The sequence below is a fragment of the Lyngbya confervoides BDU141951 genome (assembly GCF_000817775.3).
GTDB classification, from domain to species: Bacteria; Cyanobacteriota; Cyanobacteriia; order Thermosynechococcales; family Thermosynechococcaceae; genus Lyngbya; species Lyngbya confervoides.
In genome coordinates this window covers 24,100-39,824 of sequence record NZ_JTHE03000116.1, presented here as the reverse complement: position 1 = coordinate 39,824, position 15,725 = coordinate 24,100, and the positions used below count along the sequence as shown (strand labels likewise).

Annotated in this window: 14 protein-coding genes; 5 read left to right on the top strand and 9 right to left on the bottom strand. The window is 55.2% G+C overall.

The annotated features are described in order from the left end of the window. Positions 1-40 precede the first annotated feature (40 nt). Both QQ91_RS20400 and QQ91_RS20395 read left to right on the top strand, forming a co-directional pair. Positions 41-1,384: a TldD/PmbA family protein gene (locus QQ91_RS20400; protein ID WP_166277916.1), complete on the top strand. Its 1,344-nt coding sequence runs from the start codon at positions 41-43 to the stop codon at positions 1,382-1,384. Between the two features lie 234 nt (positions 1,385-1,618). Next, entirely contained in the window at positions 1,619-3,136 is a 1,518-nt protein-coding gene (locus QQ91_RS20395; protein ID WP_166277913.1) for a TolC family protein, read from the top strand. A gap of 147 nt (positions 3,137-3,283) precedes the next feature. Here QQ91_RS20395 and QQ91_RS20390 read toward each other — a convergent pair whose 3' ends face one another. The 5 genes from QQ91_RS20390 to QQ91_RS20370 form a co-directional block, all read right to left on the bottom strand. Continuing rightward, entirely contained in the window at positions 3,284-4,078 is a 795-nt protein-coding gene (locus tag QQ91_RS20390) for an ABC transporter ATP-binding protein (RefSeq protein ID WP_375340962.1), read from the bottom strand. A 129-nt stretch (positions 4,079-4,207) separates the two neighbouring features. Then, positions 4,208-5,425, bottom strand: coding sequence for an ABC transporter permease (locus QQ91_RS20385; RefSeq protein ID WP_166277910.1), 1,218 nt, complete (start codon positions 5,423-5,425; stop codon positions 4,208-4,210). An 11-nt stretch (positions 5,426-5,436) separates the two neighbouring features. Beyond that, positions 5,437-6,945: an efflux RND transporter periplasmic adaptor subunit gene (locus QQ91_RS20380; protein WP_250833425.1), complete on the bottom strand. Its 1,509-nt coding sequence runs from the start codon at positions 6,943-6,945 to the stop codon at positions 5,437-5,439. Positions 6,946-7,147: 202 nt separating this feature from the next. After that, entirely contained in the window at positions 7,148-7,885 is a 738-nt protein-coding gene (locus tag QQ91_RS20375; RefSeq protein WP_166277907.1) for a tetratricopeptide repeat protein, read from the bottom strand. A 160-nt stretch (positions 7,886-8,045) separates the two neighbouring features. Continuing rightward, entirely contained in the window at positions 8,046-8,297 is a 252-nt protein-coding gene (locus QQ91_RS20370; RefSeq protein ID WP_166277904.1) for a hypothetical protein, read from the bottom strand. 888 nt (positions 8,298-9,185) lie between these two features. Here QQ91_RS20370 and fabG point away from each other — a divergent pair. Beyond that, on the top strand, positions 9,186-9,929 hold the full coding sequence (gene fabG / locus QQ91_RS20365) for a 3-oxoacyl-[acyl-carrier-protein] reductase (RefSeq protein ID WP_166277901.1): 744 nt from the start codon (positions 9,186-9,188) through the stop codon (positions 9,927-9,929). 46 nt (positions 9,930-9,975) lie between these two features. Here fabG and QQ91_RS20360 read toward each other — a convergent pair whose 3' ends face one another. The 3 genes from QQ91_RS20360 to cbiD all read right to left on the bottom strand — a co-directional run bounded on the left by QQ91_RS20360 (position 9,976) and on the right by cbiD (position 13,668). Continuing rightward, complete coding sequence (locus QQ91_RS20360; RefSeq protein ID WP_166277898.1) at positions 9,976-10,320, bottom strand: hypothetical protein; 345 nt, start codon at positions 10,318-10,320, stop codon at positions 9,976-9,978. Positions 10,321-10,569: 249 nt separating this feature from the next. Then, on the bottom strand, positions 10,570-12,189 hold the full coding sequence (gene guaA / locus QQ91_RS20355) for a glutamine-hydrolyzing GMP synthase (RefSeq protein WP_166278094.1): 1,620 nt from the start codon (positions 12,187-12,189) through the stop codon (positions 10,570-10,572). Between the two features lie 345 nt (positions 12,190-12,534). Next, positions 12,535-13,668, bottom strand: coding sequence for a cobalt-precorrin-5B (C(1))-methyltransferase CbiD (gene cbiD / locus QQ91_RS20350; RefSeq protein ID WP_166277896.1), 1,134 nt, complete (start codon positions 13,666-13,668; stop codon positions 12,535-12,537). Positions 13,669-13,771: 103 nt separating this feature from the next. Between cbiD and psb27 the strand changes: the two genes are divergently transcribed. Further along, a complete protein-coding gene (gene psb27, locus QQ91_RS20345; RefSeq protein WP_166277893.1) occupies positions 13,772-14,182 on the top strand; it encodes a photosystem II protein Psb27 in 411 nt (136 codons plus the stop codon). Between the two features lie 101 nt (positions 14,183-14,283). Continuing rightward, a complete protein-coding gene (locus QQ91_RS20340) occupies positions 14,284-14,466 on the top strand; it encodes a Sec-independent protein translocase subunit TatA/TatB (protein ID WP_166277890.1) in 183 nt (60 codons plus the stop codon). Here the strand turns inward: QQ91_RS20340 and QQ91_RS20335 are convergent. Next, complete coding sequence (locus QQ91_RS20335; protein ID WP_166277887.1) at positions 14,463-15,722, bottom strand: aldehyde dehydrogenase family protein; 1,260 nt, start codon at positions 15,720-15,722, stop codon at positions 14,463-14,465. The two genes, QQ91_RS20340 and QQ91_RS20335, sit on opposite strands and share 4 nt — an antisense overlap. Between the last annotated feature and the right edge of the window lie 3 nt (positions 15,723-15,725).

Genomic DNA, 15,725 nt, shown 5'->3' with positions numbered 1-15,725 from the left:
CCGAAAAAATATAGTTTGCGACAGATTTTTGCAGGAGATTATGACTCAGGTTCAAGAGATTGCGGCGATCGCTCGGGAGAAAGCCCAGCAGTTGGGAATTGAAAAATTTGATATCTACGGAGCCACCATTGATGAAACCAGCGTCCAAGTAGATCAAGGGAATCCGAAGCAGGTGAAAGCCTCTAACCGATCCAGCGTCACCGTGCGCGTGTGGGCTCAATCGGGGCAAGTGGGCGTCACCAGCACCACCGACATTGACAGCAGTGGCCTGGAGCTGGCGCTCAAAACGGCCCAAGAAGCTAGTCATTTTGGAGTCAAAGACCATGCGCCTGATTTCAGTGTAGCCGCCACCCAACCGCTCTCCGAGGAGCTGTCTTTGACCCCAGATCATACGCCCATTGGCGAACTGCTCGCTCAGCTCACCCAAGCAGAGGCGGAACTGCTGGCTAGTCATGAGGCCATTGGATCGGTTCCCTATAATGGCTTGGCCCAGCGATCAGCTAGTCGATTCTATGTCAACAGTCAGGGAGCCTTGCGCCAAGAGCGGCGAGCCTCTAACTCGATTTATCTTTATTCCAAAGCCGATCAGCCGGGCAAGAAGCCGCGTAGTTCCGGCGCCTTTCGGGTGAGCAATACCTTCCAAGCGTTGGACATCCAAGGGTGCGTGACCGAGGCTGCCGAGAAAACCATTAGCCACCTGGACTATCAGGGAATTCCCTCGGGAACCTATCTCGTTGTACTTTCGCCTGAAGCCTTCCTGAGTTTGCTGGGTGCCTTTTCTAATATTTTCAATGCCCAAAGTATTTTGGATAAGCGCAGTCTTTCCACCCCAGAGTCCCTGGGGCAACCCCTGGCCACCGAATTACTGAGCGTCTACGATGATGCCCTGCATCCTGAGAATGTTTCCAAGGTAACCTTTGATGATGAAGGAACCCCCACCCGTCGGGTTTGCCTGATTGAAAAGGGTGTCCTTAAAGGATTCCTGCATAGCGCCGGGACGGCAAAACGCCTGCAGGCCGAGCCCACCGGACATGCCAATATTGGTGCCAAAGTGACGGTAAGCGCCCACTACTACCACGTGCTACCGGGGACATCGGCAAACGCCGACTACAGCTTGGACACCGCAGATAACGTGGTCTTTATCGATGATCTCCAGGCCCTGCATGCGGGAGTCAAGGCTCTGCAAGGATCGTTTTCGCTGCCCTTTGACGGCTGGCTGCTCCGAAACGGAGAACGCCACAGTATCGCTTCCGCTACCGTGGCAGGAGATTTTCTGACACTGTTGAAGTCCATTGTCTATCTAGATCCCGTGGCAAAGGTCACCCCCGGAGGAATTTGTCCGCACGTCTGGGTTGAGGGTCTATCTGTGACTGGGGAAGGCTAGCGGTCTGCTCGTTTACTCTAACTGAGGAGATGGAGCCGTGATGCCCCACGGTGATGTTTTTATCTACGCTGGAGTCATCTATGCTGGAAAGAGCTCCTCAATAGAGGAGGACAGTGAGCCACTGGGCAGTTTCAGCCAAAGATGATAACGTTGTGAAGACTTGTAGCTTAATGCGTTGATTTTCTGCAACGTTTAGGGTTTTTTCGTGGTGTTTGTGCGAGGGGTCGATCTGCGATGACAGTTTATCAACAGTTTTATAACTCTGTTCTGGTTTTTAGCCTGCTGTGTCTGATTCCTTTCGGAAGTAGACCTGCGGTCAGGGCAGAGACGGTGTCCTCCGAAACCCGCCAGCTGCGCGAGCAGCTCAAGCCAAGCCAGCCCCAAGAGTATGGCTCTGGAAATGCGGCGGATCTGACCCCTCTTAATCCCAGTCCTAACCTGCTAGATCTGCCTCAATCAGTTTCCGAGGTGACCATTGATTTAAACCAACCCATTACCCTGCAGCAGGCCCTGATTCTGGCGCGACGCAACAATCGAGAGTTGCAAGTGGCGGAGCTGAGCGTGAAGCGGGCCCAGGCTAATGTGGAGGAAGCCCGGTCGGACCGCTATCCCGACGTGGGTGTTTCAGGACAGGTGCAGCGCAGTCAGGATTTTGTGAATCAGGATAGCGTGTTGCCAGCGGGCGTGAGCCAGGGGCAAGCCACGGTTCAGGCTGACTATGATGTGTTTACCAATGGCCAGCGCCCCGCTAGTATTCGAGCGGCGCGCGAGGCCCTCGCTGCGACCGAGCAGGAGTTGAGGATTGAGTTGTGGGATCTCCAGCTGGAGGTGACGAATGACTATTACGATTTACAGCAGGCCCAGGAACTCATTAACATTGCGGAGGCCGCGGTGAAAAATGCGCGGGATACCTTTGCCAATACCGTGGCGCTTGAGCAGGCTGGTCTAGGGACGCGGTTCGACGTGCTGCGGGCTGAAGTTCAGCTTGCTGACCGACAGCAGCAGCTCACCCAGGCACGGGGACAGCTAGAGATTGCCCGCCGGCAGTTAGCCCAACGCTTAAGCCTGGCTGATACGGTCAATATCGATGCCGCGGACCCCGTGGCGGAGGCGGGAGAATGGCCGCTCTCCCTGGAGTCTAGCATCGTTGCCGCGCAGCGATATCGAGCTGAGCTGGCTGAAATTCTATCAGAGCGAGAAATTGCGCTGCTAAATCGTAAAATTGCTCGGGGAAGTCTGGGGCCGTTTGTGGCGGTTAGTGGCAGTCTTAGCGCTGCGGGGAGCGTTTTAGACAGTGCGCCGTTGGGCGTTGATCAATTGCGGGGCGATGTGGGCTACAGTGTCGGGGGATCCGTGACCCGAACGCTCTTTGATGGCGGAGCCGCCCAGGCCCAGGCAAGGCAGCAGGAAATTAACGCAGCGATCGCGGATACACAGTTTTCCAACGCTAGCAACGTGATTCGGTTTCAAATTGAGCAGAATTACTACAATCTCATTTCCAGTCGCCGCAACATCAGCACCAATCGTCAAGCGGTTCAGCAGGCTGAGCAGAGTCTGGGGCTGGCTCAGCTGAGATTCCGTGAGGGAATCGGCACCCAGTTAGAGGTCAGTAACGAAGAAGTGGCCCTCACCCGCGCTAGAAGTAATTTACTCCAGGCCATTATTGACTACAATCGCTCCCTGGTGGGTCTCCAGCGCTTTGTTGCCGATCCTGACCTGGCCTTGGCGCCTCTGGCCCCCGCCGCTCCGTGAGAGAGGGGTAATGGTTTCCGCGGGATTGACCCCTCCTGGGGTCGTCGAAGCGGCTGAATACAGTCGTGGGCGCTAGGCGTCGTGACTCATCAGTCAGTCCATGACTCATCGCAGTTGAAATCACTCTGCTGAAATCACTCTGCGTCGCTAGAAGGTGGCCTCGTGTAGATCGGCTGGATCTAACTGGGCGTGGATCACCCGACCATCGCGAAACCAGACAACCCGCTGCGTGGATCGGGCCACTTCCGGTTCGTGGGTCACCATCACCACCGTCATGCCCTGCTGATTGAGATCGCTAAAGATGCCTAGAATTTCCTGGGTGGTCTGGGTGTCTAGGGCGCCGGTGGGTTCGTCGGCCAAGAGCAGCACGGGATGATTAACGATCGCCCGAGCAATTGCCACCCGCTGCTGCTGACCCCCTGAAAGTTGGCTGGGCTTGTTTTGGATGCGGTTACCTAGTCCCACCCGCTCTAGGGCAGTGGCGGCACGCTCGCGCCGATCTGCTAGGGGCACATTGGCGTAAACCATGGGCAGCATAACGTTGTCTAAGGCCGAGATTTGCGGCAGCAGGTGAAACTGCTGAAACACAAACCCAATCTTGCGGTTGCGAATGTGGGCCAGGGCGCGATCGCTGAGTTGGGCGACATCTTCGCTATCGAGGTAATATTGGCCCGCAGTTGGCCGATCAAGACAGCCAATGACGTTCATCATGGTGGATTTTCCTGATCCAGAGGCGCCCATAATGGAGCAGTATTCCCCGGCGTGGATCTGTAGATTCACCCCATCTAAGGCCCGGACCTCAAGATCGCCAGTGCCATAAACCTTCGTAATGCCCTCCAGCTGAATCAGTGCCGGGGCAGTGTCTGGGGGCCTGATCACTAGAGCGCTTTGAGAGTCTAACGGGGATGGAGAGGACATAAATCCCTCAGGAGAGGTTTGCATGAATTTCTGTCTGGCGACGGGCTAGCGATGGGCTAGCGATGGGCTAGCGATGGGCTAGCGACGATGCCGGGCAACTGGGTGCCCAGGGCGAAGGTACTGCGCAGGGCGATTAGGTACTGCGCAGGGCGATTAGGTACTGCGCAGGGCGACAATGGGGTCCATGCGGGCGGCTCGACGGGCCGGCACCACTCCGAAAAAAAGTCCGATGCCGCCGGAGACGCTCACGGCTAACAGAATGGCTGGAACAGAAATGCCCGCTTGCAGAGGCGTCAAGGCTCCCACCAGGAGAACGCCTCCGACGCCAATGCAGGTACCGATGGTGCCCCCCACCGCCGATAGGATAATGGACTCAATCATGAACTGCACCAGAATGTCGTCCTCCGATGCGCCAATGGCTTTTCTCAGGCCGATTTCTTGAATACGCTCGGTCACCGACACCAGCATAATATTCATAATACCAATGCCGCCCACTAGCAGCGAAATCCCGGCGATCGCCGCCAGCATGATAGTCAACGCACCAGTGACCGAGCCAATAATTTCCAATGCTTGCTTTTGGGTACGAATCGTAAAGTCATCTTCGTCCACAATTTTGTGGCGCAACCGCAGCAGGTTGCGGATCTGGTAAGATGCCGCGCGAATACTGTCTTGATCTTGCGCCGAAACGGAAATGAAAGTTAGCTCGGTTCCAAAGGGAGAGGTTTGTCCGACAATCCGGCTCGCCATCACCGAGAGTGGGATAAAAATCACATCATCCTGATTGTTGCCCAGAAACGCTCCTTTGCTTTCCATTAAGCCCACCACCTGAAAGCTCAGGTTCTTAATCCTGACCTGTTGGCCAATGGGATCTTCCGAGCCAAAAAGGTTCTTAGCCAGCTCGGATCCAATGGCCGCCACCAAGGTGCCGCGCTGATTATCTAGCTTAGAAATAAACCGTCCGCGCTGGACATCAAAATCTCGCACGACGGGAAAGGTTTCTGAGGTGCCCACCACCAAAGAACTGACGGTGGTGCTGCGGTAGGTAATCGTCGTTTGGGTTTGCAGTTGCGGGGCCACAAGGTTGACGGTGGGCACTTCATTTTCAATGGCCACCGCATCTGACAGCACTAGGGTTTTTGGAATATCAAAGGTGCGATTGCGCACTTTATCATTGCCAGGGACGATAAAGAGTACATTGGGTCCTAGAGACTCAAATTGAGAAGCGGCGTAGCGCGAAGCCCCCTGTCCCACTCCAATCATGGCAATCACGGAAGCGTTGCCAATAATCATGCCCAGCATGGTCAGGGCGCTGCGCAATCGGTTAGAAGCCAGGGTGGCCGAGGCCATTTTGACGCTTTCCAGTAGATCCATGGGCGGTCTCCCTATTCCTCTGCTTCCGGCTCTAGCCCTGGGGGAAAATCAATAAAGACGCGATCGCTCTTCGTAAGTCCGTCCAGGATTTGAGTTTTATCTTGAACCGAGGTGCCAATGGTGACGGGCTTAAACTCTGGCCTTTGCTTGTCATCGGGGATGTATACCCCAGTTTGACCTTTTTGGGTGGCGATCGCCACCGTGGGGACCACCAGCGTATCGCTCAGAGTTTCGCCCAGAAAGGTTAAATCTGAGTTCATGCCAGATCGCAATTGGTCTTGCCCCGTTAAAATGCCCACCCGCACCTGGAAGGAGGTAACATTTTGCTCCACCACCGCCTCTGGGGCAACCAGGCGGACTCGACCCTGGAAAACCTGATTGGGAAAAGCATCGGCTCGAATTTCCACCGGCTGTCCCTGCTTCACCTGACCGATGTCCACCTCCGGCACCTCCGCCACCACCTCCAGATCCCGCGCTAGGGCGATAATGGAGGTGGAGGTGGCGGAAGAGGTACTGGAAGCTGAGGTGGTGGGGGTCACAAAGGCGCCTTCACTGGCGTATTTTTGGGTCACAATTCCATCGAAGGGCGCCCGAATAATCGTATCTTCAATCTGGTTTTGAATGGTGCGCATCTGTCCCAATGCCCGCTGGACCTCTGCCCTGGCTTGATTAATCACCTCTGGTCGATTTCCAGATAGGGCCAGTTGATAGGATTGGTAGGCTTCATTCACCGCTGTCTGGGCCTGGGCAATCTCCGCTGCGGTGCGAATCTGCACCTGAGTGACCTGGTTTTTGGCCTGATCAACCCGCGTTTTTGCCTGGTTTAGCTGGGCCTGGGCGCTGTCGTAATTTCGCTCTGCTTCATTAAGGCGATCGCGGCTTTCTGCTCCTTGATCAACCAAACTCTTGAATCGCTGATAGCGCGTTTGGGCCAGGGTCAGCTGGGCTTGGGCATCTTGAAGCTGGGCTTGGGCTTCCCTGACTTGATCGCTAACCTCCTGAAGTTGCTGGGGTTGATTGAGTTGCCGTTGGGCTAGCTCCACCTTGGTCCGGTTCCAGGCCGCTTCGGCCCGCTGCTTTTCCTCTTCTCGGGTGCCGGCAACCAGTTCCGCTAGCCGGGCCTGGGCTTGGTTTACCGCAGCCTGAGCCTGAATCAATTGGCCCTCCAGGTTACTTCGATCCATGAGGGCCACCACCTGACCTTTCTCGACGCGATCGCCCTGCTCCACCATCAATTGCACTAGCACTCCAGAGGCCTTTGGACTGAGATTGACGCTTTGGAAGGGAACAATTTGACCATTGGTGGTGATGCGTAGCCTTAGATTTTCTGAAGCCACTGGCACTGTAATCTCCGCCAGGTCGGTCTTGCCCCGCGTCCGTGAGAGCCAAAATCCCACCCCCAGTCCTGCGATCAGCACAATCAGTCCCGACGCCACTGCGATAATGCGCAGACGACGGGGTGACTTCTCGCGATATTTGGCACTGTCTTTGGAGTCAGGCAAGGGCAGTTCAGCAGTCACAGCTTAGAATTCAACAATGCAAGTATTCTTAAACTTTCTTTACTGTAAGATCTTTCGACCAGCTTCGTCCAAGAACTTGAATTTCTTGGGAGCCAATTCTTAGGGCTTCAATCCTGGAGCCTCTAGAACCGTGGTGATCTAGCACCGTCTGGTCTAGGACCAAAAGTTTCAGCACAAAATTTCAGAACTCCAGCTTCCGCAGCTAGAGCGATCCCAGCTTTCGCTTTAACAGGGTGGCCTGTCGCTCCTTCCCCTGCTTTTCGTAAAGATCGATAGCTCGCCGCATATCCTTTTTCGCCGCTTCGCTCTCTCCGAGCTTGGAATAGGCGTGAGCGCGGGCCACGTAAAGGGCTGGATTTTGGTCCGTTAGCCTCAGGCCTGCCGAAAAATCAGCCACTGCCTTTTCGGTTTCCCCCAAGGCTGCATAGATCTCCCCCCGATACAGAAAGGAAAATGCATGGGTGGGATTGTAGCGCAGGGCGGCGGTGTAGTCGGCGATCGCCTCTGTATCCTTTTTCATTCGCCGCCAGGCGTTGGCTCGGTTATACAGGGCGTAGGCATTTTCGGGATAGAGATTTAAAGCCTGACTGTACTGCTCAATCGCTTGGGCAAATTGGCCCTGCACATAGAGCTGATCGGCCTGCTTCACAAGGTCACTCACCGTATTGGTGGAGGAGGAAGCAGGAGGATTCTCCTCCCGATCTGCACCTGAATTCGATGGCGATGCTGCTTCCTGCATTGATCCTGAAGCTTGCCCCTTTAGGTCAGGGGAGGCAGGGGTGAGACTCTGACTGCTAGAGGGCTGAGGAATGGGTAAGTCCTGGGCTAAAAGGTTTCGCTGCTGAGCAAGAACCGCAGCCGTAACCACACCGATACCCCAAACAGAAACCAGGGTGCTTACGGCCCAATACCTGAAAATTTGGGGTGCTAGGAACGACATCAGTTACCTCCTCCACATCTGTCTGCTGAACAATCTATCAGACAACGTAGAGCCTTCGAAGCAGACAGCTTTTCAGACCTTCTAGGACGGCAAAGCTTTGCTGGAAGTTCCTCTAGCCGGGATGCCCGGCGGGAATGAGGATATCCGGTTACCAGGATCCCTAGGCGGCTAGGGGCTGGGACAGGTTATCGGTGTCAACTCCGCAACCACAGTCTTGAGGCGCAAACTCCTCGTAAATCTCCAGGGCTTGGGCATAGTGCATGCCAATATTTTCCATTAAAAACATGTGGCTGGCTGAGGCCTTGGGATTCATGAGTGCCGTGACCAGGGTCGTGCTTTCTTTAATGGATACGGGTCGCTGCCAGTATTTTTCCAAGGCTTTTTCGGCTCGATGTCGGCAAAGTTGTGGCATTTTTGGGGTCCTATTCAGTAGCAAATTAGTGTTGAGATTAATGTTATGAATCCCACAGGGAGAATTAATCCATCACATCCTGAATTAAATTTATTTTTAAATTTAATTTTGTAGCCATTTTTACGAAAATTAACTGCAGCGGTCGTGACTCTGAGATTTCCGACTAAAGAGGGAGAGAAAGGCTATTCCGTTAGATGGGGTTTTCTGGTCTTAAAGCTATGGATTTTGGCGCTAGTTTGCAGCATAAGTGAGAACTTGAAGGCCAAGGGGATGAGCAGGGAATTGTGATGTGTTGACCAATTTCTATGATTTATGGGTATAGAGGCAAGGGCGTTAATTTCCTTGTGCTGCAGGCTGATAATGATATTCTGAGAGGGTTGAAGACGCGAGAAGTGAGAGTTCAATATTTTGGGCGTCTAAGGCCAAAGGTAGCCGCTACAGGGACTGTCTTTGCCAATTCATTTCATGCCCTCGGATGCTAAAGGGACTCATTAAATTTATGAAAACATTTGATTTTCTAATTAGAGTTGTTTGATTTTCTGACCTTACTCGCCTCCTTTCAGGGTAGTTGGATGAGCCGAGAAACACTTGTTTTCCGTAGCCAAAAAGCCGAAGGTAGGGGGCGGATGGGCATTCATCCAGTCCAGGGGAATGAAACTGGCTGTCCTCGACTCTGACTTTCATGCCAGGAATCATCAAGCTGGAATCTTCCCTTGACAAGCAACGGGCGAGGGGCTTCCCTGTTGGCAGGAGGGGAACTGGTTTTGGGGATGGATATGGGGAAGTCCCAAAGCCCCCTATGATGATTGAAGGTTTCATCGGTGTCCTTGAGTTTCAGGCGCCGCTTGGGATGTTGATTAGGCGTAGGGATAAATAGCGACATTATTCATGAAAGCTTTAGCAGAGAACGTTGCAATTGTTACAGGAGCCTCCCGTGGGATTGGCAAGGCGATCGCCCTGGCTCTGGCCGCGGCAGGGGCCAAGGTGGCCATCAACTATGCTCGGTCGAGTGATGCCGCAGACGCCGTGGTGGCTGCCATCGAGTCCGCAGGGGGATCGGCGATGGCTCTGCAGGCAGATGTCTCTCAGGCTGATCAAATCGACGCCCTCGTGAAAAGGGTCAAGGATCAGTGGGGACGCATTGATATTCTTGTCAACAATGCTGGGATTACCCGCGACACCCTCCTATTGCGCATGAAGCCGGAGGAATGGCAAGCCGTAATTGACCTCAATCTAACGGGAGTCTTCCTGTGCACCCGTGCCGTCAGTAAAATTATGCTCAAGCAGCGATCGGGGCGAATTATCAACATCGCCTCTGTCGCGGGTCAAATGGGAAATCCCGGTCAGGCAAACTACAGCGCTGCTAAGGCTGGGGTTATTGGCTTTACGAAAACCGTAGCCAAGGAGTTGGCGGTGCGTGGCATTACCGTAAATGCCGTGGCACCGGGCTTTATTGAAACGGACATGACCCATGGGTTAGAGGCCGAGGAGATTCTTAAGCTGATTCCCCTGGGCCGTTATGGGAAGCCTGAGGAAATTGCGGGTATGGTCCAGTTTTTGGCCGCAGATCCGGCCGCAGCCTATATCACGGGGCAAACCTTTAACGTGGACGGTGGGATGGTGATGGCCTAGCCGGCTTTTTCCAAAAATGCCGCACCGGGCTGGGAACTCTCTCCGCTTACCACCAGGTGCGGTTGCCTTCTTCGTCAACCCTGGCCTGCCGAATCACATCTGAAATTTCCTCAGCATCTTTGACGTGGTGAAGCGCCTCTTGATGTCCCGCTTCATCTTCCACCACGAAGTAGGTGGGCACCACGATGTGATCGCCGGTGATATCAGGGGTATTCACCGCCACCTGCTGAGCTTTTTCCTCCAAATTTTTGGGGCCTTCCACGCGATCGCCGGGGTTGACGGTGGGATTTTCGGTTTCAAGCACCCGCTTGTGGGCCTCCTTTTGTTCAGGACTGACCTGCTCAGGGGTTAGGGGTTGTCGAATCGGTTTCGGTGTTTGGGCGTGATCCATAAGGGTCTCCAAAGATTACAACTGCCCAAATTGTAAGAAGACTTGCGGCTAGAATCGCCCCCCTAGCGAGGGACGATCCCCTGAATCGAAGGGTAGAGGTTTGTCGGATAAAGCCCCCGATACCACCGCTGCTAGTTTCTTGCAGAGGCGGCTGCCACGCCCTGGGGTGGGGCGTGATGCCTTAGGCAGGGGTGATCCCAGGCTCAAGGGCGCAGCCTCGGTCAGGATGCGGCCTAGAGGGGGACTGTTCTATTCCCACTCAATGGTTCCTGGGGGTTTAGAGGTGATGTCGTACACCACGCGATTCACACCCTTGACCTCATTGACAATTCGATTGGAAATCTTTTCCAGGAGATCGTAGGGCGCGCGCGACCAGTCGGCGGTCATGCCGTCTTCACTACTGACCAGTCGGAGCACCACGGGGAAGGCATAGGTGCGCTGATCGCCCATGACCCCAACGCTGCGCACTGGCAACAGCACCGCAAAGGCCTGCCAAAAGTCATGGTATTTGCCCGACTGATTAATTTCTTGGCGAACAATATAGTCGGCGTTGCGCAAAATTTTGAGGCGTTCCTTCGTGACCTCGCCAATGATGCGAATGGCAAGGCCAGGGCCGGGAAAGGGGTGGCGCCGTACGATTTCCTCCGGCAGCCCTAGAGATCGCCCCACGTTGCGCACCTCGTCTTTAAAGAGCTTGCGGAGCGGCTCGACCAGCTTAAATTGCAGATTCTTGGGCAACCCGCCGACGTTGTGATGACTCTTAATCTTAACTGCGACTCGCTCACCGGTTTTAGGGTCAACGTTGGTGTCGGCTGATTCGATGACGTCAGGATAGAGAGTGCCCTGGGCCAGGTAGTCAAAGGGGCCAAGGCGAGTGGACTCCGCTTCGAAGACCCGGATAAATTCATGCCCGATGCGCTTGCGCTTCTCCTCTGGGTCCGTAACCCCCTGCAGCTTTTCCAAAAAGCGATCGCGGGCATTCACATATTCCACCTCAATATGAAACTGCTCCTTAAAAAGCTTCACCAGCCGCTCCGGCTCGTTCTTGCGCATGAAGCCCTGGTCAATGAACATGCAGGTGAGTTGGTCGCCAATGGCCCGATGCAGTAAAAAAGCCAGGGTGGAAGAATCGACCCCGCCCGAGAGCGCCAGCAGCACGCGCTTGTCGCCGACGCGGGCGCGCACCTCTCGAATGGCCTCATCCACGAAGGCTTCGGTGGTCCAATTGGGTTCGCATTCACAGATGTGATAGACAAAGTTGCGGATGAGGGCAAGACCGCCTTGGGAATGAACGACCTCTGGGTGAAACTGGACTCCAAATAGACGGCGCTCATGCTCAGCGATGGCTGCCGAGGGGGTATTGTGAGTGTGGGCCAGGACCTGAAACCCTGGGGGAAGCTGGGTGACGGAATCGCCGTGGCTCATCCACATAATTGACTCGTTCTCGACGTTGGTGAGCAAATCTGTGGGATCGTCAATGTGAAGGGCCGCTTTGCCGTATTCGCCGCGCTCCGATTGCTCCACGCGCCCGCCTAACTGCTGCACCATCAACTGCATCCCGTAGCAGACGCCCAGGATCGGGATGCCGAGTTGCCAGATCTCGGGATCGCAAACGGGGGCGTGCTCGGCATAGACGGAACTGGGGCCACCGGAGAGAATAATGCCTTTAGGATTGAGCTGTTGCAGCTGCGCTGCGGAGGTGCGATAGGAAAGCACCTCAGAATAAACGCTGGTTTCCCGAATCCGTCGGGCAATCAGTTCCGAATACTGAGATCCAAAATCGAGGATGGCGATCATCTGGCGATCGCCCAGTTTGGGGCTGTTAGAAGCTTCGGAGGAAGCCGGTTGGGGGGAGGACACTTGAGGCATTGCGGAGGTCATGGTGCAACGGTAGAGGAAGGGGACGGATAACGGCGGCAAATGGCTATGGTGAAGTGGCCCGGAGGGATCGCTGAACGGAAGTCGCTAAAAAGGCACGCCGAACGATCAACTGGGAGGATGGCGTGAGGGTAGAACCCAGCCGCAAATACTACACCCTCTGCAGGGGGACTTTCCCCAACTCGAACCTTTACGATTGCCCTGGTCCGATTTCCCAGGCGTTGCCCCCAAGCTTCCCTCACCGGTGGCTTCCAGGAAGTTCGCTGGAGCATTGGGCCGTTTATTGTAAAGTGCTTATACTATAAGGATTTTTGATATTTCCTCAGTTTAGGACATTTACCCCATCCCTGACAAAATCTTTCCGAGAATTTGCTGACCTTGCGGACCCTGGGTAAAGATTTGCCGGGCTCGATTAAACAAAAGACAGCCCACGGGCAGGCAATGGCTGCTATGGATTTCGATATAGCGCTGCGATCGCGCCTCAATGCGACGGGTGATTTCCTGATAAATCCGATCCGCCCAGGACTCTAGCCCAGCGGGCGGGATCGTTTTTAAATAGTTCAGCCCCGCTTCAACCGTTTCTGCGTCCAGTAACCGGGTGACCTCCCGCTGTCCCAGGCCCTGGCTTGCGGCGATGGCGGCCAGAATTTCCTGACGCCCGTCGGCCAAGTGATGGTGGGTGTGGAAGATGCCCCCTGCCAGCTTGATTAACTTCCCGTGGTAGCCCAGTAGGAGAAGGGCCGGAACGTGCTGCTCTCCAGCCAGGACTAAAAGCGGACCCAGCCAGTTTGCGCTCTTAACGCAGAGGTTGGGGGAAATTCCTAGACTGAGTGCCAGGTTGAGGCCATTTTCGCCTATGCAAAGCACCAGCGGCTTTCCCTGCTGGGCCTTCTGCACCAGGTCTGTTTGAAAATTGCGGAGTTGATCGGGCGCACTTAAGGGTTGAGAGAGGCCCGAGGTGCCCAGGAGGGACAGGCCCTCGACGATGCCAAAGGCTTCGTTGGAGGTGCGCCGCGCCAGTGCCCGGCCCTCGGGCAAAATAACGGTTACGCGAATATACTGCCCCTTTTCCAGGCGCTGGGACAGGGTTTGGGTAATGAGTTGCTGTGCGTAGCCATAGATCGCAGCCTCAGTCTGTGAAGAGTCCTGGGGGGTCCGACGACCGATTCCCTCTCCGCCCACAAGCACAACGGGATCGCCCTGCGCCGAGGATCTGCGTTCCACCCTGGCCCAGATGGGGGTGTGGCGAGTCAGGTCTAGATTCTCGCCGGGATCGCTGCGGGTGATTGCCAGAGCTTCCTGGTCGCTGAGCCGGGCGGCCTGCTCAATGGGAATGGTGACCCACTGATCGGGTTGGATTAAATGAAACGCCACCTGGGATGGAGGCGGGGAATTTTCCAGGCAGTCCAAGGCCGCGATCGCCGCGGCACAGGCAAACACCGGCAGAGTATAACCCGAACGAGGGGACATGGGGTTTCCTGAGAAAGGACACCCCAAAATCCTAACTTAATCCTATTCAACAGCTGGATAGTTTATTCTGTAAGCGTTGGGTCAATATCGGAAAAAGTTAGCTATGTTTAAACGCATCCTGTCGCGCGTTGTCAGTTTGTTGTTGGTCGCCTCAATCTTCCTGGTGGGCTGTTCAGCCAATGTTCCGCAGGGGCTGTCCGGCGACTATCGAGAAGATACCATTGCGGTGGTTGAAAGCCTGAGGACTGCCCTCGACCTTCCCGATGATTCGCCCGACAAGAGTGCCGCCCAGGCCGAAGCGAAGGGGTTAATCAATAGCTATATCTCACGCTATCGTCGCGATGCCAAAATTTCTGGCTCCCAGTCCTTTATGACCATGGCCACGGCCCTGAACGGTCTGGCTAGCCACTATAACTCTTCGCCCAATCGCCCCATCCCAGACAAGTTGAAGAAGCGTCTGGAGCAAGAGTTTAAACAAATTGAGATTGCCCTGCGACGCGAATCTGCGGCTTAGGAGAAGAATGGGCTGGATGGGGAGGGCGGCTCCGGGTGGCCCCCCTGTCCAGTGGGCATCTGCAGTGAGGGAGTTTACACCTTTAATGAGGGACAGCGCCTGTGTTCAGATTAGGTTGGTTGGAAGTGGGTCTGGTGGTTCTAGCGGCAATTCTTGTGTTTGGGCCAAAGAAATTACCCCAGTTGGGTAAATCCCTGGGGCAGTCCCTGCGAGGATTTCGCGAAGAACTTAAACCCGATGATTGGTCAGAGGATGATTCGACGCCGCGGGGAGGGCAGCCCTAGCGACTGACGAGGGCCTCGCCCTGAAAGACGTGCTGCTCCATCAGCAGTGAGTTGAGATCAATCACGCCGTGACGCGCACCGCCAAACTTGCCCATGCAAAAGGCCACGGTGCCGCTTGGACTGCTGTGCAGCCGGGAAAATTCGGGCGATTGATTGACAAAGACCGTTGAGCTTTTAACCCCTTGCAAAAACTGCTGGGTTTCCTTGTAAGAATCGGTCACGATGCAGTCTGCATGGCCACTGCTGTGGGTGTTAATCCAGGTAATGGCCTGGGGCAGGTCGGCCACCAGCTTGAAGGCAAGCACCTTTTGAAAGGAAGGCTTTCCCCAGGACTTGGGGTCAAAGGGCCGAAATTCAGGGAACTCGTCGCACAGTTCCTGGTCGAGTTGAATCTCAAATCCCTTCTCTTCCAGGTTGTCCCACAGAAGTGTTAACAGGGGACGCTGAAGATTGCTGGGGATTAAAATCTTCTCCACCGCATTGACGGCCTCTGGATGACCGCGGTGGCTGGTGAGGATGACGCTTTCAACGCTGTCCACCGATCCCGTGTGGGACCAGAACAGGTAGCAGTTGCCAATGCAGGTTTGCACCACCGGCACCTGGGAGAGCTTAACCACGCGATCTACCAGGGAGGTGCGCCCGTAGGGAATGACCAGATCTAGACTCTCTGGATGGGCAAGGAGGTTGTCAAGGGGATGGTTTGGATCTGCCGCGAGGGCGATAATGGCGTCGGCGGGTAACTTTGCCTGGGTTAGGGATCGCTGAATCAGGGAGGCGATCGCGGCGTTTGAATGGCTGGTTTCGGCCCCGCCGCGCAGCAGGAGCCCATTGCCGGTCTTAATACACATGGCTGCTAAAATCAGCGCCAGCTCCGGTAACGCTTCATAAATGAGCGCGATGACGCCAATGGGCAGTCGATGCACCAGAGTGGAGGCTTGGGTTAAGCCGTATCCGCTCGAAAGCTTTGGCGTGGGAGAGCTCAGCAGCCGATTGAGCAGGGGGATAACCTGCTGGAGCCGGTCGGGCGTCAGCTTGAGCCAGTTTAGCAAAATCCCTGGGACTCCCAAATCGCGGCTCGTTTCTAAGTCCAGGGTGTTGGCCTCCAACACCTGGTTCATTTCAGCCTGAAAGGTTTGGGTGAGCACTGCAATCCCCCGCTCGCGCACAGAGAGCGGCAGTCGTTGCAGCTCGATTGCCGCCTCCCCTACCCGTTGCAGGAGGGCCTTTTCGTCGAGTGAGGTGGAAGAACTCTCCATAGG